This is a genomic window from Marinobacter daepoensis DSM 16072 (assembly GCF_000421165.1).
GTDB classification, from domain to species: domain Bacteria; phylum Pseudomonadota; class Gammaproteobacteria; order Pseudomonadales; family Oleiphilaceae; genus Marinobacter; species Marinobacter daepoensis.
Window position 1 is genome coordinate 65,479 of record NZ_ATWI01000013.1, and the last position, 25,732, is coordinate 91,210.

At 55.4% G+C, this 25,732-nt stretch carries 20 protein-coding genes; 7 read left to right on the plus strand and 13 right to left on the minus strand.

What is annotated here, in order from left to right:
• The 8 genes from K325_RS18125 to K325_RS0115870 all read right to left on the minus strand — a co-directional run.
• Positions 1 to 1,096, minus strand: a 1,096-nt coding sequence (locus K325_RS18125; RefSeq protein WP_228128473.1) for an ATP-binding protein, incomplete at its 3' end; no start/stop codon positions are given.
• A 32-nt stretch (positions 1,097 to 1,128) separates the two neighbouring features.
• A complete protein-coding gene (gene aroB / locus K325_RS0115840; RefSeq protein WP_029655245.1) occupies positions 1,129 to 2,226 on the minus strand; it encodes a 3-dehydroquinate synthase in 1,098 nt (365 codons plus the stop codon).
• Entirely contained in the window at positions 2,195 to 2,785 is a 591-nt protein-coding gene (gene aroK, locus K325_RS0115845; RefSeq protein ID WP_029655246.1) for a shikimate kinase AroK, read from the minus strand. Before aroK ends, aroB begins: the two co-directional genes overlap by 32 nt.
• A gap of 137 nt (positions 2,786 to 2,922) precedes the next feature.
• Entirely contained in the window at positions 2,923 to 4,992 is a 2,070-nt protein-coding gene (locus K325_RS0115850) for a type IV pilus secretin PilQ (protein ID WP_211218168.1), read from the minus strand.
• 65 nt (positions 4,993 to 5,057) lie between these two features.
• Positions 5,058 to 5,600 carry a pilus assembly protein PilP gene (locus K325_RS0115855; protein ID WP_029655248.1) on the minus strand — a complete coding sequence of 181 codons (543 nt, stop codon included), beginning with the start codon at positions 5,598 to 5,600 and terminating at the stop codon, positions 5,058 to 5,060.
• A 2-nt stretch (positions 5,601 to 5,602) separates the two neighbouring features.
• Complete coding sequence (locus K325_RS0115860; RefSeq protein WP_029655249.1) at positions 5,603 to 6,214, minus strand: type IV pilus inner membrane component PilO; 612 nt, start codon at positions 6,212 to 6,214, stop codon at positions 5,603 to 5,605.
• On the minus strand, positions 6,211 to 6,777 hold the full coding sequence (locus K325_RS0115865) for a PilN domain-containing protein (protein ID WP_029655250.1): 567 nt from the start codon (positions 6,775 to 6,777) through the stop codon (positions 6,211 to 6,213). Before K325_RS0115865 ends, K325_RS0115860 begins: the two co-directional genes overlap by 4 nt.
• The gene (locus K325_RS0115870; protein ID WP_029655251.1) at positions 6,777 to 7,841 is read right to left on the minus strand and encodes a pilus assembly protein PilM; all 1,065 of its coding nucleotides are present in this window, start codon (positions 7,839 to 7,841) and stop codon (positions 6,777 to 6,779) included. Before K325_RS0115870 ends, K325_RS0115865 begins: the two co-directional genes overlap by 1 nt.
• 237 nt (positions 7,842 to 8,078) lie before the next feature.
• Between K325_RS0115870 and K325_RS0115875 the strand changes: the two genes are divergently transcribed.
• On the plus strand, positions 8,079 to 10,604 hold the full coding sequence (locus K325_RS0115875) for a penicillin-binding protein 1A (RefSeq protein ID WP_029655252.1): 2,526 nt from the start codon (positions 8,079 to 8,081) through the stop codon (positions 10,602 to 10,604).
• 87 nt (positions 10,605 to 10,691) lie between these two features.
• Here K325_RS0115875 and K325_RS0115880 read toward each other — a convergent pair whose 3' ends face one another.
• Positions 10,692 to 11,957 carry a malic enzyme-like NAD(P)-binding protein gene (locus K325_RS0115880; RefSeq protein WP_029655253.1) on the minus strand — a complete coding sequence of 422 codons (1,266 nt, stop codon included), beginning with the start codon at positions 11,955 to 11,957 and terminating at the stop codon, positions 10,692 to 10,694.
• A gap of 225 nt (positions 11,958 to 12,182) precedes the next feature.
• Entirely contained in the window at positions 12,183 to 12,404 is a 222-nt protein-coding gene (gene rpmE / locus K325_RS0115885) for a 50S ribosomal protein L31 (protein WP_029655254.1), read from the minus strand.
• 189 nt (positions 12,405 to 12,593) lie between these two features.
• Here rpmE and K325_RS0115890 point away from each other — a divergent pair, with 189 nt between their 5' ends.
• The 6 genes from K325_RS0115890 (at position 12,594) to hslU (ending at position 21,307) form a co-directional block, all read left to right on the plus strand.
• Complete coding sequence (locus K325_RS0115890) at positions 12,594 to 14,813, plus strand: primosomal protein N' (protein WP_051146683.1); 2,220 nt, start codon at positions 12,594 to 12,596, stop codon at positions 14,811 to 14,813.
• A 90-nt stretch (positions 14,814 to 14,903) separates the two neighbouring features.
• Positions 14,904 to 16,844 carry an Ig-like domain-containing protein gene (locus tag K325_RS0115895; RefSeq protein WP_228128475.1) on the plus strand — a complete coding sequence of 647 codons (1,941 nt, stop codon included), beginning with the start codon at positions 14,904 to 14,906 and terminating at the stop codon, positions 16,842 to 16,844.
• Positions 16,845 to 17,008: 164 nt separating this feature from the next.
• Positions 17,009 to 18,694, plus strand: coding sequence for an arginine--tRNA ligase (argS, locus tag K325_RS0115900; protein WP_029655257.1), 1,686 nt, complete (start codon positions 17,009 to 17,011; stop codon positions 18,692 to 18,694).
• A 7-nt stretch (positions 18,695 to 18,701) separates the two neighbouring features.
• Positions 18,702 to 19,343, plus strand: a complete 642-nt coding sequence (locus tag K325_RS0115905; protein WP_029655258.1) for an SPOR domain-containing protein — start codon at positions 18,702 to 18,704, stop codon at positions 19,341 to 19,343.
• 87 nt (positions 19,344 to 19,430) lie between these two features.
• Positions 19,431 to 19,961, plus strand: coding sequence for an ATP-dependent protease subunit HslV (gene hslV / locus K325_RS0115910; protein WP_029655259.1), 531 nt, complete (start codon positions 19,431 to 19,433; stop codon positions 19,959 to 19,961).
• 14 nt (positions 19,962 to 19,975) lie between these two features.
• Positions 19,976 to 21,307 carry an HslU--HslV peptidase ATPase subunit gene (gene hslU / locus K325_RS0115915; RefSeq protein WP_029655260.1) on the plus strand — a complete coding sequence of 444 codons (1,332 nt, stop codon included), beginning with the start codon at positions 19,976 to 19,978 and terminating at the stop codon, positions 21,305 to 21,307.
• Positions 21,308 to 21,401: 94 nt separating this feature from the next.
• On the opposite strand, the gene K325_RS0115920 is transcribed toward hslU, so the two are convergent.
• The 3 genes from K325_RS0115920 to K325_RS0115930 form a co-directional block, all read right to left on the minus strand.
• Complete coding sequence (locus K325_RS0115920; protein WP_029655261.1) at positions 21,402 to 22,643, minus strand: patatin-like phospholipase family protein; 1,242 nt, start codon at positions 22,641 to 22,643, stop codon at positions 21,402 to 21,404.
• A 93-nt stretch (positions 22,644 to 22,736) separates the two neighbouring features.
• The gene (gene ptsP / locus K325_RS0115925; protein WP_029655262.1) at positions 22,737 to 25,043 is read right to left on the minus strand and encodes a phosphoenolpyruvate--protein phosphotransferase; all 2,307 of its coding nucleotides are present in this window, start codon (positions 25,041 to 25,043) and stop codon (positions 22,737 to 22,739) included.
• Between the two features lie 12 nt (positions 25,044 to 25,055).
• Positions 25,056 to 25,586: an RNA pyrophosphohydrolase gene (locus K325_RS0115930; protein WP_029655263.1), complete on the minus strand. Its 531-nt coding sequence runs from the start codon at positions 25,584 to 25,586 to the stop codon at positions 25,056 to 25,058.
• Positions 25,587 to 25,732 lie beyond the last annotated feature (146 nt).

The window sequence follows — 25,732 nt, forward strand, 5'->3', positions numbered from 1 at the left end:
CTGGCTCTGGCTCTGGCTCTGGCTCTGGCTCTGGCTCTGGCTCTGGCTCTGGAGCAGCATCTTTATGCCCAGACACCACTGTCAAATCCATCGATGGATTTTCCGGCGCCGATGGTTCGGGAAGTACTTGCCCAACCTCTGGGCCCACGGTAATACTCCTGCGCACAGGTTCAGCGTCTGCCTCAAGGCCGGCATGCCTCTGAACGACGCTTTCATACTGCTGCGACACGAACCACCATGAGGCCCCAAGAAGCAATACCGCAATCGCAGGCCACCGAAAGCGCTCCAGCCGAAGCCTTTTTCCAGTAGATGCCGTCGCGGAAGGAGGAACCATATCGAGCCAAACACCGGGAGCCACCCGCTTGAGCCGACCAAAACTACCCTGACTCAGGACATGCAGCTTCTTCAGTCTCGATAATGAAAGCAGTTCGGACAGCGCCCCCCCCGACAAATGAACCCTGGGCTCCAGATAGGCCTTTATATCATCCCGGGTCAATGGAGGAAGCGATACATGATGCACGTGGGCAGAATCGAGACGCGACTCCACCTCCCCCCATAACGAGTCAGCACCCGCCATGACCGGAATCGCAGCCACCGAACGATCTGAGGCCACGAAGCCTGACACAAGAAGATTCAGAACATCCGGCTCGACTCTATCGGCGTCATCAACCAGCAGAATCTGTCGATGCCCCCGCCTCAGAGCAGACTCAGACCATCGGAAAAAGCGGTATATGGCTTCCCTGGGTTCGGCGTCCTGAGGCACCCCGGATCTTGCCAACTGTTTCAGATAACGGGACAACGCCTGAGCGCTGGTAAGCGCTGCGGTTGGTATCCTATGAAAATCGAGCCTTGCTGACTCGCTACGAACAAGTTCTGCCAGGACCCGGGTTTTACCAGCCCCCGGCGCTCCGGTGAGCACCAGCGCCATATCGCCAAATCCGCAGAGGTGCCTCAACGTCTCCAACGCATGCTGTCGCATGGCATCCGGAAAGAAAGGCGCATCCATCTCAAGAGGATTTTCCCGCAGACCATACCTTTGCTGAAGCCGGGAGAATAGCCCCCCTCCGTCGGCACTGTTCAAAGTTTCCCGAGTCACACGTCGTCCCTGCTCTCAACCCCCGAAGACTATCATTCCGCCTTCGGCAGAAACGCCTTCAAGGTATCGCGAATGTTGTCTGAGGACGCCGCCTCTGTGACAAAAGCGTCGCCAATGGCTTTGAGCAAAACCAGACGAAGGCGACCATCTACATTTTTTTTATCAACGGACATCAGGTTCATAAAATCCTCATCCGTCATTGCTTCGGGCGCCGCTTCCGGCAACCTGGCACGCTGTATCAACGCAGTGACCCGGGCTTTGTCATCCGATGAGATCAATCCCTCTCGAACGGACAGATCTGCGGCCATCATCATTCCGGTACCGACGGCCTCTCCATGAAGCCAGTTTCCGTAACCGGCAAAGGTCTCTATGGCATGGCCAAAGGTATGGCCCAGATTCAGAATCGCCCGGATGCCTCCCTCCTTCTCATCCTGAGCAACCACCTCCGCCTTGCAGGCACAGGAACGATAGATCGCCTCTCCCAGAGTGTCAGCATCAAGCCCGAGGAGCTTCTCTATGGCTCCTTCCAGCCAGGCCAGAAACGGCTCATCCTGAATCAAGCCGTACTTGATGACTTCGGCCAGCCCCGCGGACACTTCCCTTGGCGGCAAGGTCTTCAACGTATCAGTATCGATGAGTACCGCTTGCGGCTGATGAAACGCGCCCACCATGTTTTTGCCAAGCGGATGATTAACGCCGGTCTTCCCCCCCACCGAGGAGTCAACCTGAGAGAGTAGCGTGGTCGGAACCTGAATGAAGGGAACCCCGCGCTGATAACTGGCTGCGGCAAAGCCCGCCATATCGCCAACGACCCCACCCCCCAATGCAACAATGGTGGTTTTCCGGGTATGACGCTTCTCCAAAAGCGCATCAAATATCAGGTTCAGCGTCTGCCAATCCTTGAACTGCTCGCCATCCGGCAGGATAACCACATCAACGACCTTGCCAGGGAAGCAGCGTTTCACCTTTTCCAGATACAAAGGACCGACCGTATCATTGGTGACAATCATCACCTGCTGCCCAGCCACCCAAGGCGTCAGGTCAATTGAGCCCAGCAACCCCTGACCAATGATGATGGGGTAGCTACGCTCTCCCAGATCAACCTTGAGCTCTCGTAATACCTTGTGCATTCTGCCTTCCCTCTTTTCGCCTCTGCCTTCTATGCCGGGGTGTCTTCGGGTTAATTCGATTAACCAATTGCCGAACGACCAGCCTCGGGCTTTTCCGGTCGGTATACATAACAATGTCGGCCAACTCGGTATACAGCGGGTCTCTCACCGCAAACAGTCGCCTCAACACAGCCTCAGGATCCTCGTTCTGCAGCAACGGCCGGTTTCGGTCCTTACGGGTACGCTCCACCTGCTGCTCAATGGACGTTTTGAGATAAACAACAACGGAGCTCTTTTTCAGCAAACCATGGTTCTCTGCCCGCATGACAGCGCCACCGCCCGTTGCCAACACCACACCAACCTCATTGGACAACTCATCCAGCATAGCGGTTTCCCGCTGCCGAAAGCCCAGCTCTCCTTCAACGTCAAAAATCCAGGGTATGTTGGCACCGCAACGCTCTTCGATAATCCGGTCAGAGTCCAGAAAACGATACCCCAATTCCTTGGCTAACATCCGGCCAATGGTCGTTTTCCCAGCCCCCATGGGCCCAACCAGAACAACTCGTTTGGGCAAAGACATAATTTCCGCTCAACAGGTTTCAGGCGGGTGAGAATAGCACAAGGGCATACAATCCATAAGCAGACAAAAGCCGTCAGAACCCACTGAACAAAAAAAACCGCCGGGGTTAGCGGCGGTTTTTTAAGACGATCCCAGACTTACTGCAGGATGTCGTTCTTGATGATCTTCGGCGTGATGAAGATCAGCAGCTCACTGCGCTCATCAATATGCTCAGTGCGCTTGAAAAGACGACCAAGGTACGGGATATCACCAAGGAACGGGGTCTTCGTGGTCTGAGTTGCAACTTCCGACTGGAAGATCCCACCCAGTACCACTGTCTCGCCATTTGCCACCAGAACCTGGGTAGTCACTTCATTGGTATTGATAGAAGGAATGCCCGCTGTGACTTCACCCCGGGAATCCTGATTCACCACAAGATCCATGATGATCTTATCGTCAGGCGTGATCTGAGGAGTCACTTCCAGGGACAACACCGCTTCTTTGAACGAAACGGAAGTTGCTCCACTGGAAGAGGCTTCCTGATAAGGAATTTCCTCACCCGACTTAATGGAAGCAGACTGCCTGTCAGCCGTGACAACCCGCGGTTGAGAAACCACTTCGGCACGTCCATCGCTCTCCAGAGCAGACAACTCCAAGTCAATCAGGAAGTCGTCACTACCCCAACCGATCGCGAAAGAAGATGCTCCTTCTCCGCTTACACCAAGATCGACACCCAGAGCACCCGGGAACGTAATAGTGTTACTACCACCACCCGCAGCATCCCGGGCTTCCTGAAGCGTGCCAAGCGAGCCGCCAACGGTGAACACGTCATCACCACTCACATCATAGGCTGCACCACCCCAACGGACACCCAAGTCTTCCGCCACGTTGGTTTGAGCCCGGACAATCCTTGCTTCAATGGATACCTGACGCACCGGAACGTCCCAAGTGGCCACGAGGCGTCGAATTTCTTCCAGCTTCTCTGCGGTTTCCCGAACGCTGATGGTATTGGTTCTTACATCTGATGAGACAAACCCGCGGGAAGAGATCAGCTCCTCATCCGCCTGAATGAGTGCAACAACGTCAGCCGCTTTAGCATAGTTCACCTGGATAATGTCCAGACGAACCGGAGCCAATTCAGCAATCTGCTTATTCGTCTCAAGCTCCAGCTTTTCGCGGGCAGCAATTTCTTCCGCTGGTGCGACCAGCAGCACGTTACCAATCTGACGCTTATCCAGCCCTTTGGTTTTGAGAATCAGATCCAGTGCCTGATCCCAGGGAACGTTCTGCAACCGCAGAGTAATACTTCCGCCGACGGTATCACTGGCAACAAGGTTAAGGCCGGTGAAATCCGCGATCAGCTGGAGCACAGAACGCACCTCAATGTCCTGGAAATTCAGCGACAGCTTCTCACCGGTATACGGGAACTTCTCTTCCCGACGCGCCTCGGCCTCTTCCTGAGTCAGTTCCTCAACACTAACCGTAAACTCTCTGCCGGACTGATAGGCGATATAGTCATAATCCCCTTCCGGACGGATTTCGACAATGGCGCTGCCATCTTCCACAAAGGTGTCAATTCGGGTAACCGGCGTCGCGAAGTCCGTTACATCCAGACGCCGACGCAGATCTGCAGGCACAACAAGATCCGGCATCGTCAGCCTGATCCGACCGCCCAACTCATTCAGGTTAACCGTGGCGGTACTGCTGCCAAGATCGACGATGACACGCCCTTCCCCGGCCTTACCACGGCGGAAATCAACCCCAGCCAGGGCATTCCCGCCCTCAGAGCCTCCGGATGCAGAAGTGGCGGCCCGCTGCTGAGCGGCCATCGCGCTGCCACCACCATCGGCCTCCCCTCCAATCGTCATGACCAGAGAATTACTCGTGCGCACGGTGTCGTGAGGTACCAATTCCACCAGGTTAAAAATCAGACGGGTCCGGTCTTTGGTCTCAACAACCGTTACGCTCTGGGCATTACCCGTACCAAGAGGAATACTGCGCTGATTCAGAGCACTGGCTGTATCCTTGAGGTCAACCGCAATTCTGGCCGGACGCTCAATGGTGTAACCGGATGGTTCTGGCGGCGTTCCATCAAACTGCATGGTCACTTCCAGGCGCTCACCCGGCAGCGACGAAAACGACAAGTCTTGCAGCGTGACCGCGCTGGCCAGGCCGCTCCATAACCCGATGGCAATAACGCCCACGCAGACATTGAGTTTTTTGAACATCGCTAGCCTCGACCCTGACCTTGTTTTTTCGTGCATTTTTCTTTCGTTCATACCGTTACCGCTCCTTAGCCCTCATCCAAAGACAGGGAGCGCGGGCGTTCGACCCAACCACCCCGGCCATTCGGAACGATTTCAATCAGCTCAATGCGGGTTTCACCGACCCCCACAATGCGACCATAGTTCTGCCCCATGTAATTGCCGGAACGGACTCGGTGAATCCCTCCGGCATCATCACGGACCAAGGCAAACAAATTGCCTTCAATGCCCTGAAGTGTGCCGACCATGGACAGCGACTTAAGGTCAAAATTCTCCAGCACCTCCCGTGGACGATCCAGATCCGGCTCTACATCACTGACCGGCTGCTCATCTACCATGGTCAACTGCACATCGACCGGAGGCTCAAACGGTGCCCGCCGATCCGCTGCAGAATAACTGAACGCTTCATAAGCCTTGAACTCGGGCAAGGGCTCTACGTGCCCTCGGGGTTTGGCCCGGGTATCCGCCATAAACTTGTCGAGATCTGAAAAGCTGTTTCCCTGGGAACAAGCCGTCAACAAAGACGCCAGACACACACCCAGCCAGGCTTTTCCCGCATGCTTTCCTGTCATGCTCATTCTCCAGCCCGGTAGCGATAAGTACGGGCAACCACCTGCATATCGAGCTGGTCACCGTCTCCGCCAATTGGTTTGATGGTTAAGTCATGCAACGTAACAATACGCGGCAGGCTTGCCACACTGCTCACAAACGATGCCAACTCATGATAGGAGCCAGACACCCGTATATTGATCGGAAGCTCGGAATAGAAATCTCGCTGCTGTTCCGGCTGAAGTTTGACTTCCTGCAATGCCAGGCCGCTTCCCAACGCCGTATTGGTGATATCTTCCAGCAAACCAGGCACCTCGGTTTCACTGGGCAACTGGCGCACGAGAGCCCCGAAGGTCTCTTCCATTTCAGCCATCTGCGCCTTGAAAACCTCCAGGTTGGCCACCTGATACGCCTTTTGCTCATAACGCTGCTTCAGGTCTCTTTCCTGCTGCTCAACCCGGTCGAGCTGCGCATACTGGTCCTTGATAAAAAACCAGTACCCGCCTCCGAGAATCAAACCAAAAACAAGCAAAGCAACAATGGCCTTGACCGGCGCAGGCCAGATACCTGCGTTGTTGAGGTCCAGATCATTAATGTCAAATTCGTTCAGGCTTTTCAGTGAGTCCGCGAGGCTCATTGTTCATCCTCCCCTTCGGGCTCTGGAGTCCGTTGCTGGACAGAGAGATTGAATTGGCTGTAACCGGCCCGCGCACTGTCAGCCGCAGCCACATTCGTCAGATTAGGGTTTGAGAACCAGTCCGACTCATCAAAGTGCCGCATCAGATTAGAAATACGACTGTTTGACTCCGCCATACCGACGATATCCAATCGGTTGCCCGCTTTTTTCAGGTCCAGATAAAACAGTCCATCAGGAAGCGTTCGCACCAACTCGTCGAATACGCGGACGATGACCGGACGCTTGCCCTGAAGATCCTGAATAACCTGCATACGAGCCAGCAGCTCATCACGCTGGCGTTTGAGGTTTTCAATTTCTTTGATCTGTTTATCCAACGCCTTTGTCGCCGTTTCGATATATGCGTTACGGGACTGCTGGTAGGCAATGCGATTGTCCATATCGGACTTCCAGAGAAAAGCCAGACCTGCAGCAATGATCACGGCTCCCAGAATCAGGACCACGAACTGTTTCTGCTTCTCCGCCCGAAGCTCTTCCCGCCAAGGCCTGAGGTTAATTTTTGCCATCAGTCAAAACTCCTCATTGCCAGACCACAAGCAATCATCAATGAGGGGGCATCATTACTCAGTGCAGAGGCATTCACTCGCGAACCAACGGACATGCTGGCAAACGGATTTGCCACCAGCGTTGGCGTTCCGGTTTTCTCCTCAACCATTTCTGTGAGCCCCTGGATGGACGCTGTTCCGCCGGCAAGGACAACATAGTCAACGGCATTGTACTGACTGGCCCCGAAGAAGAACTGGAGAGCCCTTGCCACCTGCTGGACAACCGCTTCACGGAACGGCGTCAAAACTTCCTCATCGTAATCGTCAGGCAAGCCGCCCTGCTTCTTCGCCAGGCCGGCCTCTTCGAGGGACAGGCCGTAGCGACGCTGAATTTCTTCTGTCAGTTGCTTGCCGCCGAAAATCTGCTCTCGGGTATAAACCGTTTTACCTTCGGCCAGAACACTCAGGGTGGTCATGGTCGCACCAACGTCGACAACAGCGACCACCATCTCTTCACCCTGGGAATCCAGCTGCGATTCAATCAGGCAATAGGCCCGCTCCAGCGCATACGCTTCCACATCGACGATCCTGGTGTTCAGGCCGGCAATTTCCAAAGCGTCTTCCCGAATATCAACATTCTCCTTACGACATGCCGCAAGAAGGACGTCAACCTGATCAGGATTGGATTCGGAAGGCCCCTGCACCTCAAAATCAATGGCCACTTCATCGAGGGGATAAGGAATGTACTGATCAGCCTCAAGCGCGATCTGATCCTCCATCTCAAACTCATTGAGACCACCATCCATCTGTATAACCTTGGTGATCACAGCAGAGCCAGAGACGGCAACAGCAACCTGCTTAAGACTGGTGCGAGACTTGGATGCTACACGCTTGAGAACCTCCCCAACCGCTTCCACATCGGTGATGTTTTTTTCAACAACTGCATTGACCGGCAACGGTTCCACCGCATAGCTCTCGACTTTATACCGATCACCATGTTTTGACAGTTCTAGCAGCTTTACCGAACTGGAGCTGATATCCACTCCCAGCACGGCATTGGATTTTTTTCCTGATAATCCGAACACGCGCTCACCCTATACCTGGTTAAATGCACCCGGCGTTGGAACCCCTGAACCACTCCCTGTAAAGGCGATCATTTCAGAGGCGTTCTATGTATTTTTTATGTAAGAGAATTTCTTGTTTTTTCCGTCTACAATGCAAGCTCTCGATTTACGGGAGACATTGCAGACAGCGAGGCGACCGAACCTTCCTAAAGCAATTTCTCAAATAATAGACCTATATCCAACAGTTGTCAGAAAAAAATGTCTCATTTGTTGCGTACATCTCGCGTTTTCGCCTGGTTCTTTCTAACCGGCCTGAGTGTCGCCATCATCATTGCCTCAAGCCTGTATCTTTATCTTCGGCCCAACCTGCCACCAGTTGAACAGCTGCTGGACGTCAGATTGCAAACGCCCCTGAGGGTATATAGCAAAGACAACAGATTAATAGCAGAATTCGGTGAAAAGAGAAGGGCACCGATCACAATAGAACAGATCCCTACAATTCAGTTACAAGCCTTTCTGGCCGCGGAAGACGCTCGTTTTTACGATCACCCGGGAGTCGACATCAAAGGCCTGACGCGGGCTGCCGTGGAACTGATCACGACCGGATCCATCCAGTCTGGCGGCAGCACCATCACGATGCAGGTTGCAAAAAATTACTTTTTGTCACGAGATCGGACCTTCATTCGAAAGTTCAACGAGATACTACTGGCTCTTCAGATTGAACGTGAACTCGACAAAAACCACATCCTTGAGCTCTACCTGAACAAAATCTACCTTGGCAACCGCGCATACGGCATTGCAGCCGCAGCCCAGGTTTACTATGACAAACCGGTTAAGGAGCTCTCGCTCGCCCAGATGGCCATGCTGGCAGGGCTACCCAAAGCCCCCTCAGCCTTCAACCCACTGGCAAACCCTGAGCGGGCACTGATTCGCCGGAACTGGATTCTTGGCCGAATGAGAGACCTGGGCTACATAACTGAAGACGCCTGGTCACTGGCAGCAAACGCTCCGTTAACCGCGACCTACAACACACGCGAAGCGGAAGTGGATGCCGACTATGTTGCAGAGATGGCCAGAGCAGAAATGGTTCGTCGCTTTGGAGAGGACGCCTACACGGAGGGCTATAGCGTCACCCTAACCGTTGACAGCACCCGACAACAGGCTGCCACAGACACCCTGAGATCCGGGCTGGAGGCTTACGATCGCCGCCATGGATTCCGGGGCCCTATTGGCCAGATCGACATTGAGAACCTGACACCGGCAGAGCTGTCTGACCAACTACTCAGCTATTCTCGCATTGAAGCCCTGGTGCCAGCCGTTGTGACCAGCGTAGACGACGAAAAGAACGAAGCCCAGGTACACACCCGACGCTTTGGCCCCGGCATCATGCCATTCGAAACCATGACCTGGGCGCGACGCTACCGCACCGAACGCTATACCGGCCCAGAGCCCAAAGCCCCCTCCGACGTGGTCAGCGCAGGAGATGTCGTCTACGTGAAAATTGACCAACTCCCGCAGGTCACGAACACCGAGGCCGACCCAAGCGAGCAACCAAACGAGGAGACAGCCCCCTCAGAACTGCGCGTGTCACTCACTCAGGCACCGGATGTGGAAGGCGCCCTGATCTCCCTGACCGCGAAAACCGGCGCCATTGAAGCCCTTGCTGGCGGCTACAGCTTCAATCAAAGCAAATACAACCGAGCCACACAGGCTAACCGCCAACCAGGCTCGACGTTCAAGCCTTTCCTCTACCTGTCCGCTCTCGAGAATGGAAGAACGCCCGCCACCATATACAACGATGCCCCAATCGTCTTTGAAGACTCCAGCCTGGAGACCTCCTGGCGGCCACAGAATTCTTCCGGCCAGTTTTATGGCCCCACAACCTTGCGCAAAGGCCTGTACCGTTCCCGCAACCTGGTCTCCATCCGCCTGCTCAGGGACATTGGCATCAACACCACACTGGACTACCTGAAGCGTCTCAAACTGCCGACAGAGAACATGCCCGCCAACCTGTCACTGTCTCTGGGCAGCGGACTTCTGACCCCAATGGATCTCGCACGGGGCTTTGCCGTAGTGGCAAACGGCGGCTACGACGTCCAGCCTTACCTGATTGAGCGCATTGAAGAGGCTGACGGCTCTATCGTTTATGAGGCTCCGGAAACCATACTCTGCGATAGAAACTGCCCAACCTCGCCCCGCCAATCGGAGCCCGTCGACATTGCCGGTGACACAGAGGGAATGACACTTCCAGCAGCCCAGGCTGAAGAAACATCAGATGAACCCAGAGTCATGCCCCGCCTGGCTGACGAACGCTCGGTCTACATCATGCACTCAATGCTGCAGGATGTCGTGAAACGCGGCACAGGCCGGCGCGCCCTCGCCCTTAATCGCAGCGACCTGGCTGGCAAGACCGGCACAACCAACGAACAGAAAGACACCTGGTTTGCAGGCTTCAACCATGACGTTGCTACCACTGTCTGGGTCGGTTTTGACCAGCCAGCCCCCCTTGGCCGCGGCGAATACGGCGCAAGCACAGCCCTGCCCATCTGGGTTGAATATATGAAAGTTGCGCTGAAAGACAGACCAAGCGCCACCATGCCCAGACCCAACGGCATCGCAAACATTCGCATCAACCCGGAAACGGGCGAACGGGCGCGCCCCGGAGAAGACGGCATTTTTGAGCTGTTCAAGCAAGAGGAGGCGCCCGCCCCCCTGCCCGCGCAAGGTAACGGCACACATACAGACAACGGCAACGGCGATGACCTGTCCCGACAGATTTTCTGATCTGTCGGCAAATACCGCCTGACATAAAGGCACAAAAAAACCGACGGGATCTCCGTCGGTTTTTTTATCTACCAGACAACATCTCGATCAGATAATGTCATCCATGGACTTCAGCGGGTAGTGCGCAGGGTACGGATTGCGCGCAACACCGGAATCAACAGCCGCGCGAGCCACGGCCGCCGGAACAACCTCCAGCAGGCGAACATCCATCGGCTTCGGAATGATATAGTCCTTACCAAACGCCAACGCCTCAACGCCATAAGCTTCGCAGATTTCCTGAGGCACCGACTCTTTGGCCAGCTCACGGATAGCGTTGACCGCTGCCACCTTCATCTCTTCGTTGATCGCGGTTGCACGAACGTCCAACGCACCACGGAAGATGAACGGGAATCCAAGAACGTTGTTTACCTGGTTCGGATAATCGGAACGACCGGTCGCCATGATCAAATCATCACGAGTAGCCATGGCCAGCTCATAATTGATCTCAGGGTCCGGGTTTGAACAAGCAAACACGATCGGATTCGGAGCCATCTTCTTCAGCTGATCCGCTCCCAGCAGGTCCGGACCGGACAGCCCCAGGAATACGTCTGCACCGTCGATGGCATCATCCAGAGTGCGCTTATCCGTGTCGTTCGCGAACATCGCTTTGTATTGGTTCAGATCGTCACGACCAGAGTGGATCACACCCTTACGGTCGAGCATGAAAATGTTCTCAGAGCGCATCCCGCAACTGATCAGCAATTTCACGCAAGCACTGGCGGCCGCACCGGCACCCAGACAAACCACCGTTGCTTCTTCGATTTTCTTGCCCTGCAACTCAAGAGCATTGATCATGCCTGCTGCAGTAACAATCGCTGTACCATGCTGGTCATCATGGAAAATCGGCACATTACATTTTTCGATCAGCGCGCGCTCAATCTCGAAACACTCCGGAGCCTTGATGTCTTCGAGGTTGATACCACCAAAGGTATCAGCGATACGCTCAACCGTTTCAATAAACGCTTGCGGGCTTTCGGAATTCACTTCGATGTCAAAAACATCAATTCCGGCAAAGCGCTTGAACAGTACGCCCTTGCCTTCCATAACCGGCTTGCTCGCCAGAGGGCCGAGATTACCCAGACCCAGGATGGCAGTACCGTCAGAAATCACGGCAACCAGGTTACCCTTGGCTGTGTACTTGTATGCATTCTCGGGGTCCTTCGCGATCTCGCGGACCGGCTCGGCAACCCCGGGGCTGTACGCCAGGGAAAGGTCGCGGGACGTCTGGGTCGGCTTGGTGATTTCTACACTCAGCTTACCCGGCCGCGGTTTGGCGTGATATTCAAGGGCTGCTTCTTTCAGATCTTGAGACATTGCCACTGTTCCGTTTGTCACGTTTAAAAGTAAATCCCGCCGATGCAAGGAACCCCCTGACCAGCGGAGCGCGCCATTATGGCGCGCTCGTCCTGAAACGACAAGCCGAAATCGAATATTTTATGATCAGTCAATAGTGCATTTCGCGTATACAAGGTTTTATTTTGCCTCCGGACACAAAAAAAGCGCCCGAAGGCGCTTTTTTTGCAAACTTTCCGATCCGAATCAGGCTTTCTTGCCAGCGATGCGGCCGCCGAAACGCTTGTTGAAACGATCAATACGACCACCGGTGTCCATAACCTTCTGCTTACCAGTGTAAAACGGGTGGCACTGTGAGCAAACGTCCAGCTGCAGATCGCGACCAATGGTAGAGCGGGTCTTGATCACATTACCGCAGGAACAGGTTGCAGTAATGTCTTCGTACTTCGGGTGAATACCTTCTTTCATGGCGAACCTCTTTCGGTCATGCCGCTACCTGGTCATCTTGCCAAAACTCGACACGCTTGCCAGGCACCGCATATTTGAATCAATTAAAAAGACCGGGCACAATCAAGCCCGGCCAGAAACAGACCGCGAATCTTACTGACAAACCCGACCACAGGCAAGTATCTTGGTGCGTTGTAATCCCCGGATGACATGCCTCTGGCCCACATTCGCCCGCTTTCAGGATACGCAGTTACCGTGACAAGGCCCTCCACCGCCCGCATCGCCCTGAATCGCCCGCTCAGGCGACTCTTTGACTACCTGATCCCGGACAATCTGTCGGTCTCCCCCGGCCAACGCGTCAAGGTTCCGTTCGGTCGTCAGATCCTGACAGGCCTTGTTGTTGAAACGGGTGTAACGCCCCCCGGGCACGTTACACTGAAGCCCATTCTCGATATCCACGAACCCTGGCCAGCGCTGCCGGACACCACTTTTCACTTGCTAAGCTGGGCCAGCGACTACTATCAACACCCACTGGGAGAATGCCTGTTCACCGCTCTGCCTCCGGCACTGCGTAAAGGCCGTCCATCACAGAGGAAGCAGGAGGAACACTGGGTCGCAAGTGACGCCTCAGCAGCAGAGCTGCCTTCCAACGCCCATCGCCAGAAACAGCTATTGAACACCCTTCAGGCATCTCCCGGCTTGTCAACAAGCGAGCTGGTCCAGGCGGGCTTTACCCGCTCACAACTCAGAGCACTCCAAGACAAAGCCCTCATACACCAAGCCGACGCAACAACACCCGCACAAACCCACTCCCCGACTGCCGCTCCCCCGCCCAAACTTTCAGGTGCCCAGACAACGGCGGCAGAAGCACTGCCATCCTCCACCAACAGGTTTCAGGCTGCCCTGCTATATGGCATTACCGGGAGTGGCAAGACCGAGCTCTATCTTCATTTCCTGAAGCAAAAGTTACAGGAAGACCAGCAAGCTCTGATCCTGGTCCCCGAAATCAACCTGACCCCCCAAACACTCGCTCGCTTCAGGCAGTATTTCGGCAGCAGAATCGTCGCCTGGCACTCAGCGCTGAGCGACGGCGAACGCCTGGACACCTGGCTGAGAATCCGCAACGGCGAACCTGTCATCCTTATTGGCACCCGCTCGGCTGTTCTGCTGCCTTTTACCAACCTGCGCTCCATCATTGTGGACGAGGAACACGACAGCTCCTATAAACAGGGAGACGGATTTCGCTATTCGGCACGCGATGTTGCCGTTTACCGAGCACACGTAAACCACTGCCCCGTCATTCTGGGCTCCGCCACCCCATCACTGGAATCCTGGCACAACGCCCGGCAGGGTAAATACACCCTCGTAAGACTTGAGCAACGAGCAGGCAAAGCAAAGCCGCCAGAAGTGTCCCTGCTGGACATTCGTAGCAGACCACTGGAAGCCGGCCTCTCTCGCCCGACACTGTCGGCCATAAGAGACACACTAAACCGGGGCGAACAGGCACTGGTGTTCGTCAATCGGCGCGGATTTGCCCCCATCATGATGTGCTTCGACTGCGGGCATATGGAAGAGTGCCCCCGTTGCGACACCCGGCTAACCTACCACCGTCGTGATCGCGCCATGCGCTGTCATCATTGCGATTTCCAGAAGGCCGCCAGCAACCACTGCCCCAAATGCCAGAGCGACAACTTCAAACCCGTTGGGCAGGGCACGGAGCGCACCGAAGACGTGCTGGCCGAACACTTCCCGGAAACCCCGGTTGTCCGGGTAGACAGGGACAGCACCCAGCGCAAAGGCAGCATTCAGTCCATACTGGAGAAAGTGAACAGCGGGGCCCCATGCATTCTTGTCGGCACCCAAATGCTGGCGAAAGGTCATGACTTCCCGAACGTTACGCTGGTGGCGGTGGTAAACGCCGACGGCGGTCTGTTCAGCGTCGATTTTCGCGCGCCAGAACAGATGCTGCAAACCCTGCTGCAAGTCAGCGGTCGCGCAGGCCGGGGCGCCAAGCCCGGAAAAGTGCTAATCCAGACCTGCCACAGCGACCACCCGCTTCTCAAGGCCCTCTGCCATGGCAATTACGCACAACTCGCCGAACAACTCCTGGCAGACCGCAAAGCCGGCGACCTCCCCCCCTTCCGGGCCATGGCCGTGCTGCGCGCGGAATCTGATACCATGCAACGAAGCCTGCAATTGCTGGACAGCATCAAGCCAATGATGGCTGTCGAAGGCATTGAAATCTGGGGACCGCTCCCCGCCGTGATTGCCCGAAAAGCAGACCGCCACCGGGCACAGTTGATTGTCTGCAGCAACAACCGCAAACGGCTAAACCGGGTACTCTCTCGCCTGTGCCAATATCTGGACCAGAGCAAACTGCCCGCCAACACCAAGTGGATTATTGATGTAGACCCTCAGGAAACGGGCTGACAAATCGTGACCCCGTGCATAGTCTGCAAATCTTTACAATCTTTTTCATAATTACCCAATCATTAGCATTTCGTTAGGATTGGTTGTGCTATGCTTTTCAGCACTATAACCAACAAACCTAGAAAAGAACCTGAGGTTGCGGTTCTCGAGCAGGGAATGCGCAGCGAAAAGGCTTTTGCTGTACACAAAAACTGGAGATATATAATGTCAGGGAAATTCCTTGTGCGTGCGTCAGCGTTGTCGCTGGCTCTTATCTTGGCCGCGTGTGGGGGAGATGATAGCTCTACTCCCTTAGCAGGAGGGAGTAATAGCAACGGAGGCGGTGACGAAACTCCCCCGCCTACCCAAGACGTTACAGTTGGCTCAGTCCAACTAATTACGAGCACTCCAACCATAGACTCTGCCGGCCAAGATAAAGCAGTTATCACGGCCTTGGTTCGAGATTCAAACGGAGTACTCGCCCCGGACCTAAATGTCACCTTTCAAGCATCCAATAACGGATCACTCAACGTAATAGAACCTACCACCTCTGCATCAGGCCAAGCCAGCGCGGAGCTATCAACACAAGGTGACGCCCGAAACCGGACAATATCAGTAACTGCGTCCGCCGGATCCATTTCTAACTCCGTAGACGTTTCTGTTTCTGGAACCATTTTGAACCTAACCGGCCCCTCGGCCATAAGCAATGGTGCATCTGCAAGCTATGAAGCGCGCCTGCTTGACTCATCAGGCAAGGGCATCGGGAACACAACGGTCGAAATCACCAGCAAAAACAACACCGTATCAGCCGGATCATTGAGCACAGATTCATCGGGTAGAGTTCAATTTACCCTCAATTCAATTAGTGGCGGCACCGACACCTTATCTGTCTCAGCCTACGAGGGAGAGTCCCGCGTGTCAGCTCAACTTCAGTTAAACATTTCTGCCGACAGTTTCATTTTTGATGACCTCGCTGCAAGTGAAGTTGAAATTGCTCCGTTTGATCAGAGCATATCAATTAATTGGACTCAAAACGGCTCCGCTGTTGTTGGAAAAGAAGTGAAGTTTTCCACTACTCGCGGCTCCCTTTCTGCTCCTTCAGCGATAACCAACGGCCAAGGGATCGCGAAGGTGACAGTCAGCTCCGCAGACATAGGAATTGCTGAAGTTACTGCTACAGCAGAGAGCTCTGAAGGTAGCCAGATTCGAGCAAGTCAGACTTTTGAGTTCGTTTCTTCAAAGCCTTACGACTTGAATGTCAGAGCCTCGAAAACACAGATTTCCACAAATGACGAGGCCAGCATCATCACCACAGTCAGAGACGCAAATGGAAATCGGGTAAAAAATGCTACCGTTGAGTTTAATCTGACGGATCCGACAGGAGGTGAGCTTTCACCGGGAACAGCCAATACTGACAGTCAGGGCAGAGCCATTACAACATACCGCTCAACTGACAGCATCAGCGATAAAGATGGCATATTAATAACTGCAACCATTACTCGTGAAGACACCACAACGGAATCGAAATCGATTACATTAACGGTCGCCGGGCGAGCTCTAACGCTAATTTTGGGCACCGGCAATACCATTTCAGCTCCAAAAGAGACCCTCTATGACATGCCTTGGAGCATCCTTGTGAGCGACGCCAATGGTAACCCGAGCACCAGCCAGTCAGTTCAACTGAGCGTTCTTCCACTTGAGTTCAGCAAAGGAGCCTACATCTGGGATGAGGGCAAGTGGACCGCCGCAACGACGGAAATATGCCAGACAAATTACACTGATGAAAACAACGGGACAGAAATAGCCAACCCAGTGATAGCACCTGCATCCGTTGTCACGGATGAGAATGGCTCATTTGAGTTCAACATCAGATATCAAAAAGAGCAATGCCGGTGGGTCAAAGTTCGCTTGACAGCAACCTCAAACGTAGAGGGATTTTCAAGCTCCAACTCTCGTGAATTCACTCTTCCATGCCTTGCAGAAGATCTGAACAGTGAGAAAGTAGATCCTCCGGGGAATCCAAGCCCGTATAACGAACAAGTTTGCAACTAAGCATACTTTTACAAAAACATTCCGGCCACAAACGGGGCCGGAATGTTCCTCCTAACCCACGTCTTTGCTTGCAGCCGAACTTTCCGCGATAATACGCCCCTTCTATTTCCAACGGGCTCCCAGCCCTGACACCCATTCTTCTGCAACCCGAGTCATCTGACAGCATGAAAGAGACCGTATCCGAGCTTCTCCAGTCTGCACTGGCGGCCTTGCAGTCTGAAGGCACATTGCCGACAGACCAGACCTTCACTCCTCAGGTTGGCAACACCAAGGACAAAACCCATGGCGATTACGCCTGCAACATTGCCCTGGTTGCCTCAAAAGCCGCCGGTTGCCCGCCCCGAAAGCTGGCGGAAGCCCTGGTGGAGGCCTTGCCAGCCAGTGCTGCGGTGGAGAAGGTTGAGATTGCCGGGCCCGGCTTTATAAACTTTTTCATGAGTACCGCCAGCGCTTTCGGAATCGTGAGCACCATTCTGGAGGAAGCTGGCCAGTTCGGGCGTAACAACACTGGCAACGGCGAGAAGGTTCAGGTGGAGTTTGTATCTGCCAACCCCACCGGCCCGTTGCATGTGGGTCATGGCCGTGGGGCTGCCATCGGCGACTGCCTGTGCCGCTTGCTGGAAGCCAATGGCTACGACGTTACCCGGGAGTTTTACTACAATGACGCCGGCGCCCAGATCAACAACCTGGCCCTGTCGGTTCAGGCCCGCGTTAAAGGGCTGACGCCTGACCACGAGAGCTGGCCGGCAGACGGGTACCGGGGCGACTACATTATTGATGTAGCGAACGCTTACCTCGCGGGCGAAACCGTAGTCGCAGACGACCGGGAAGTCACCGCCAAGGCTGACCCGGACAATCAGGAGGCTATCCGAGAGTTTGCCGTGGCTTACCTGCGCCGCGAACAGGACCTGGACCTGAAGGCCTTCGGTGTTCAGTTCGACGTCTATTTCCTGGAATCTTCCCTATACGAAGACGGAAAAGTCGAAGCCACCGTTGAGCGCCTGAAGGCCAACAACTATACCTACGAGCAAGACGGCGCCATGTGGCTGAAAACCACCGAGTTCGGCGACGACAAAGACCGCGTCATGCGTAAAAAGGACGGTGGCTACACCTACTTCCTGCCAGACGTGGCCTACCACCTGGACAAATGGCAACGCGGTTTTACCACCGTGATCAATGAGCAAGGGGCCGATCACCACTCCACGGTAACCCGCGTACGCGCTGGCCTGCAGGCTTTGAACGCAGGAATTCCAAAGGGCTGGCCGGACTATGTCCTCCACCAGATGGTGATGGTAACCCGCTCCGGTCAGGAGGTAAAAATCTCCAAACGGGCGGGCAGCTATGTCACAGTGAGGGACCTCATTGATGAGGTCGGGCGCGATGCCACCCGGTTCTTCCTCGCAGCACGCAGAGTTGACTCCCAGTTGACCTTCGACATTGATCTGGCCCGCTCACAGACCAATGAAAACCCGGTGTATTACATTCAGTATGCCCATGCCCGGATCTGCAGTGTTCTGCGCAAACTGGCGGCCGAGGGTATTCAGAGAGGCATGCACGAGTGCGCAGGTAACCTGAGCCTGCTGACTCTGGACGAAGAGAAAGAGCTGGCGAACCAGCTGGCCAAGTATCCTGAACTGATCGCCAACTCCGCCGCCCAGCGCGAGCCACACCACCTGACTCACTATCTGCGTGAGCTGGCTGGCCAGTTCCACACGTACTACAACGCCCATAAGGTGTTGATTCAAGATACTGAACTGCGGGATGCCAGGGTCAGTCTTTACCTGGCGGTCCGCCAGGTGATTGCCAACGGCCTTGAGCTGCTTGGCGTGAGCGCACCAGAGGAGATGTAATCAGGCCATGGCCAGAGATTACGCCAGGAAAGACCGCCCGTCGGGCAAAGGGGCCGCCAGCAAGCCTGCAGGCAGGCCCCGAAAGTCGAGCAAACCCAGAAGGAGTGAACCCTCGCACTCACAGCACGGCGCGTTGTCTATGAAAAGCATCCTGTCTCTGGCTGCCGTGGGCGGCTTTATTGGCTTTATTATTTACCTGAACACTCTGCCGGGCAGTCCGGACCCGGCTCCTCAAAGCCCGGCTCAACAACAGCAACACACTGAACCCAAAGCGCCTCCGGCGAACACAGCCCGGCAGGATTCACGCCCCAAAGAACAGAACTTCCGGTTCTATGAAATGCTGCCGGAATCGGAAGTGGTCCCCCCGAAAGTGAATGAATACACCCCTGGCCCCGCCGCGCAGGAGTTTGATTACGTGGTGCAGTCGGGCTCTTTCAGGAGTAAGGACGACGCCGAAAGACAGCGAGCCCAGATTGCCTTCCAGGGCCTGCGCGCCCAGGTTCAGCGCATTGATCTGGAAAGCGGCAGCGTTTGGTACCGGGTAAATGTCGGGCCGTTCAGCTCCCGAAGCCAAATGAACTCGGCGGTCGACAAGCTCGTTACCATCAACATTCAGCCCCTGGTACGCAAAATTCCCAAAAAAGGGTAACCCGTCAGAGCAAGACCGGCTCTTGAAATCCAGCCCAATGCCTCCATTAAGCCAAAATACAAATTCAAACAGGCAACTGGAGCCACAATGACCACGATAGTTTCCGTACGCCGGGAAGACGAAGTCGCCATGGGTGGTGACGGCCAGGTATCTCTTGGCAACACCGTCATGAAAGGCAACGCCCGCAAAGTTCGCCGCCTCTACAACGGCCAGGTAATTGCAGGGTTTGCCGGTGGCACCGCAGACGCTTTCACCTTGTTCGAGCGCTTCGAAGCCCAACTGGAGAAACACCAGGGCAATCTGACACGGGCAGCGGTCGAACTGGCCAAGGACTGGCGTACCGACCGGGCTCTGCGAAAGCTGGAAGCCCTGCTCGCCGTCGCCGATAAAACCGCCTCCCTGATCATTACGGGGAATGGCGACGTGATCGAGCCGGAACAGGGGCTGATAGCCATTGGCTCTGGCGGGCCTTTCGCACAGGCAGCAGCCCGCGCCCTGCTTGAGAACACCGATCTCAGCGCCCATGAAGTTGCCGAAAAAGCCCTGGAAATTGCAGGTGACATCTGCATCTACACCAACCAGAACCGCACTCTGGAAGTGCTGCCCATCAAAGACTGACGACCGGAGCGACCATGTCTGCAATGACTCCCCGAGAGATTGTCCACGAGCTCAACAAACACATCGTGGGCCAGGAAGAAGCCAAACGCGCCGTCGCCATTGCCTTGCGGAACCGCTGGCGCCGCATGCAGCTCGACAGCAGCCTGCGAGATGAGATTACACCAAAGAACATCCTGATGATTGGCCCAACAGGGGTCGGGAAGACCGAAATAGCCCGCCGCCTGGCCAAACTGGCAGATGCCCCGTTCCTCAAAGTGGAAGCCACCAAGTTTACCGAAGTGGGGTATGTCGGCCGGGACGTTGAATCCATTATCCGTGACTTGGCCGACATGGCCGTCAAAATGCTGCGTGAGCATGAAATGACACGACACGAGAACCTCGCTCTGGATGCAGCAGAAGATCGCATTCTGGATGCCTTACTGCCCCCGGCCCGGGATTTCAGTGAAGACAGCCAGCGCACCAGCTCTGATTCGTCAACTCGTCAGCTGTTCCGCAAGAAGCTGAGGGAGGGGGAACTGGACGACAAAGAGATCGAGATCGACCTGCGTAACAGCAGCGCCGGTGTCGAGATCATGGCACCTCCCGGCATGGAAGAAATGACGTCTCAACTGCAGAGCATGTTTTCCAACCTATCGTCCGACAAGCGCAAAACCCGGAAGATGAAAGTGTCAGAAGCCATGAAGCGGGTCAAGGAAGAAGAAGCCGCAAAGCTGGTCAACGAGGAAGAGATCAAGCAGAAGGCGATTCAGGCCGTTGAACAGAACGGGATTGTCTTTATCGACGAGATCGACAAAGTCGCCAAGCGCTCCGAGAACACGTCCTCAGATGTCTCCCGGGAAGGTGTTCAGCGCGACCTTCTGCCCCTGATTGAAGGCAGCACCGTCAGCACCAAATATGGCTCTATCCGGACGGACCACATTCTGTTCATCGCTTCCGGAGCCTTCCACCTGTCCAAGCCTTCAGATCTGATTCCGGAACTTCAGGGCCGGCTGCCAATCCGAGTGGAACTTCAGGCATTGAGCCCGGATGATTTCAAGCGGATTCTGACCGAGCCCGACGCCTCTCTGGTGCAACAGTATGAAGCCCTGATGGGAACCGAAGGCGTTAAACTCGTCTTTGCCGAAGACGCCATCACCCGCATTGCAGAGGTGGCCTGGAAGGTAAACGAGACAACCGAAAACATCGGAGCCCGGCGCCTGCACACCGTTCTTGAACGCTTGCTGGAAAGCCTCTCCTACGACGCGGGCGACCAGGTAACCGACACGTTCGAGGTGACAGCGGATTACGTGAACGAGAAACTCGGCGAGCTATCTGAAGATGAAGATCTGAGCCGGTATATCCTCTGACCGCCTCTTAGCGCACAGATACCGCCTCTGTTTCTATGAAAAAGCCGGACGGGGCCCCGTCCGGCTTTTCTATTCCACGCCTCAGCCGCCCCGGCTACTCGGCTTTTGAAAACAAGTGGCCAACGCTGCTTAAACCGGTCGCAATCCGGCCCTTCTCACTCCGAGAGCGCCGCCCCTTGGCCACATACAGTGGCAGCATTTCACCATAAAGGCTCGTGCTGATCGTCCTCTGCTCATCTTCCAGTCGATCCCGGCGCAGAGTGATGCCGTATTTACGCAGCCTGGGCTCCAGTTCGTCCGCTCGTCGCAGCAGATCACGACGGGTCATCTGATAGGCATGCTCGCACACCATTCGCCGGCTTTGAAAACTGAAGACATTCGAGAAAAACAGCTTTGCATCGTCCCGGGTGGGCTCAAAAAGCAGAATGTCCTTGTCAGGATAGTCGCGGGCATACTGTGCAATGCCAGACTGCATTCGTGAATAGACCATGGTGCGGTATGTCTGCGACAGCAGATTTGGCATGCCCGAGCGGGTCAGCTCCCCCGGCTTCATAGTGCCCGCGCGCACGGCTGCGCTGGCATCTATCGGAACCTGAGGATTCACAGCCAGCACCAGATCGGCCCCATCCTCAAACGCAACCGAGGCGTGTAACCCTTTCCTGAGCGTGCCGTCCACGTAGTAACGCCCGTCTATCTCAACCGGAACGTAGAGCCCGGGTGAGGAGGTGCTGGCCTGAACCGCTCGGGAAATCGGCACATGATCATAGCCAGGAGCCCCGAAACAGATGGCCTCGGTGCTTTCGACATCGGCCGCCACCACATAGAGGCTCCGCCGGAGCTGGCGAAAGTCATTCGTGCGCCCAAGCATGGTGAATGCCCGACGTAAATACTCGTGCAGGCCCTCATTATCGAAAAGCCCCGAGGGAGCAGCCTGCGCAAGGATCGTCATGGCTTCCAACAGGCTCTGATCATAAGGGTTGTTCACAAACCGGCTGACCGCAGTGGAGATCAGCCCCGGAACCGCCAGCAGGCGATGACCTATTTCCCGGAAAGCCGGCCGATAGAACACTTCCGGATGAAACGGGTGAACCTCCGCTTCGTTTCGCACAAAAATACGACAAAGCTGGGCGGTGGTCATCTGGTTTGCCAGGTTGGCAGCCACAAAGGAGCCGGCATTCACGCCGACATAGACATCGATACTGTTGAAATCCAGGCCGTCCAGCGCCTCATCCAGAGCCCTCAGGGCTCCGATCTCGTAGATGCCGCCCAGCGGACCGCCTCCCCCCAGGGCAAGACCGATTCGCGGTGCTGGCTTGAGCCCGGTCGCTGTTGTCATCGCCTGTCCTTATCGGATACTGCAGCAGGATTTCAGTGAACCACTAAATTACCAGCTGAATTTAGAGTAAACACACTATAACGCCAGCGATCATCAGGAAACAGCCTGTTCAGCCAGAGCGGCTGTCGACGTACGGGCAGGCCGTAAATAGCGCCCGAACCCTGCATTTCGCAACGCCAGATCGACACAGCTTTTGATCACGTGAGGGGAGTCCAGCAACAACACATCTTCGAGCAGCTGAATGGCCCACTCCCGATCGACGCTGCGGATCACAGACTTCACCTTTGGCAGGCTGGCCGCGTTCATTGACAAAGAATCGTAGCCCATGGCCATCAATAACAGTGCGCCACCCGGATCACCCGCCAACTCACCACATATACCTACGGGCTTACCCACCGAATGCGCATCCTGAGCCACACGCACCAATGCCTGTAACACCGCCGGATGATAAGAGTGGTAGAGCTGGGCCACTCGAGGATTATTGCGGTCTACCGCCAGCAGGTACTGAGTCAGATCATTGGAGCCCACTGACAGGAAGTCGACCCGCTCGGCAAGTTCACGAATCTGGTAAACCGCTGCAGGAACTTCCACCATCACCCCAACCTTGGGCATATGGATGTCGTATCCTTCTTCTCTGACCTCATGATAGACCCGATACACGAGATGCAGCGACTCTTCGACCTCCGAGATGTTACTGATCATGGGCAGCATGATCTGAAGGTTGTTCAGGCCCTCACTGGCCTTCAGCATCGCCCTGACCTGAACCAGAAAGATTTCGGGATGATCGAGAGTAACTCGGATACCCCGCCACCCAAGGAATGGGTTTTCTTCCTGAATGGGGAAATAAGTAAGCGCCTTGTCACCACCAATATCCAGCGTCCGCATGGTTACCGGGTTGGGAGCAAACGCCTCCAGCTGCTCGCGATAATACTCCCGCTGCTCCTGCTCCGAGGGAAAACGGTCCTTGATCATGAACGGCACTTCGGTACGATACAAACCAATACCTTCCGCACCGTGAGAAAGCGAACGCACAACGTCGGTCATCAAGCCGGTATTCACAAGCAACGAAACCCGGTGACCATCGGTCGTCTCGCAGGGCTTATCACGCAACGCCTCAAGGCCACGTACGAGTTCGTCTTCTTCGTCGCAAATCGCTTGATAGAAAGCCCTGAGATCAGACGACGGCGAAGCGAAGATCTGCCCCTCAAACCCGTCCACCACCAATTCGCGGCCATCCAGCTGGTTAACAGGGATATCGACCAGCCCCATGACGGTAGGCACCCCCATGGCCCGAGCCAGGATAGCAACGTGTGAGTTACTGGAGCCCTTCACCGAAACCAGCCCGACCAACTGCCCCTTTGGCACCTCACCTAACATGGCTGGGGTAAGCTCTTCACTGACCAGTACCGTTCTCTCGGGGTACTCCAGATGCTTCTGCTCGCCCTCCTGCAGATGAGAGAGCAATCGGCGCCCCAGATCACGAATATCGACCGCCCGCTCCTGCAGGTACAGGTCATCCATCATTTCAAAATGACGGACGTACTGTTGAACCACCTGCTTCAGAGCCCCCTGAGCCCAGACGCCCTCCTGAATCCGGTTCACGACCTCCCCCGGCAGGGCCTCGTCGCTCAGCATACGCAGGTAGACATCAAACAACGCCTGCTCTTCCGGCCTGAGCTGAGACGCCAGACGATTCGCCACTCGCTCGATGTCTTCCCGGACCGCATCCACCGCTGAACGAAACAGCTCCAGCTCCTGGTCAATTTCTTCGGTTGGCTTTTCAGGGACGGCATCCAGATCAGCAACCGGATAGACCACCACTCCGGTACCAATCGCCACGCCGGGCGCACCGGGAACGCCACCGAAACTGACGTCACGAGCCTCTTCGCCGGTCAGCGACAGTCCGCTGATCACACCGGTTGCCTCACTGTGGGCGATGACTCCGGCCAACTGGGCCGACACCGTTACCAGGAAAGCCTCTTCGCCTTCATCAAAACAACGGGAGCTTTCCCGCTGCTGGACCACGAGAACACCCAGAACACGGCGATGATGGATGATCGGAACGCCAAGAAAAGACCGAAAACGTTCTTCGCCCGTTTCAGGAAAATAGCGGTAGCGAGGGTGGGACGGCGCATCCTCAAGATTGATCGGTTCCTCCCGCGAGCCAACCAGGCCCACCAATCCCTCAGAATACGCCAGACTGACCTGGCCGACGGAATCCTTGTACAGACCCTCCGTTGCCATCAGGATGTAGCGATTGGACGCCGGGTCCAGCAGGTAAACGGAACAGACTTCCGTACCCATGGCCTTTTGCACCCGCGATACAATGATATCCAGTGCCTCCTGCAGGTCGCGGGCACTGTTTACCTCTTGTACTAGACTTCGCAGGATGCTCAGCATGGAGTCAGTCCGTCATTTCTGATGTTCCTTAAAGCGCCGTGGGGTGTCGCTTCGCTGCCACTGTTCCATGTTGTGAAACAGCCGCGGAGCCAGCTCCCTCAGCGCACGTCTGTATACTTCTCTTTTGAATGAAACCACCTGACCCAATGGATACCAGTAGCTCACCCACTGCCACCCATCAAATTCTGGTGAATCAGTGCCATCAACACGCACATGCGCGTCTGGCGACAACATCCTCAGCAGGAACCATTTCTGTTTTTGCCCCACACATACGGGATGTGAGTTATGGCGCACCATCCTCCTGGGGAGCCGGTAACGCAGCCAGCCCCGAGTGCAGCTGATGATTTCCACATCATTCGCACTCAGGCCGACCTCCTCTCCAAGCTCCCGGTACAGCGCATCCTCCGGTGATTCGTTATGCTTGATACCACCTTGAGGAAACTGCCAGGAGTCCTGCCCTATTCGCCTTGCCCAGAGAACTTCTCCCCTGTGGTTGGCCAGAATGATTCCGACGTTGGGTCTGAAACCGTCTGAGTCGATCACGGCACAGTCCTCGCTGTAGTCGGCTGCCAGTTGTTTTCAACCGGCGAAAATTGTCCAAGTTGCTCTCATTCTTACAGAAACCCAAGGTTTCGGCAAACTGGGCTGCCAGGGGCACGTTCGCAGTACGGCGTGGTAGACTGTCGCCT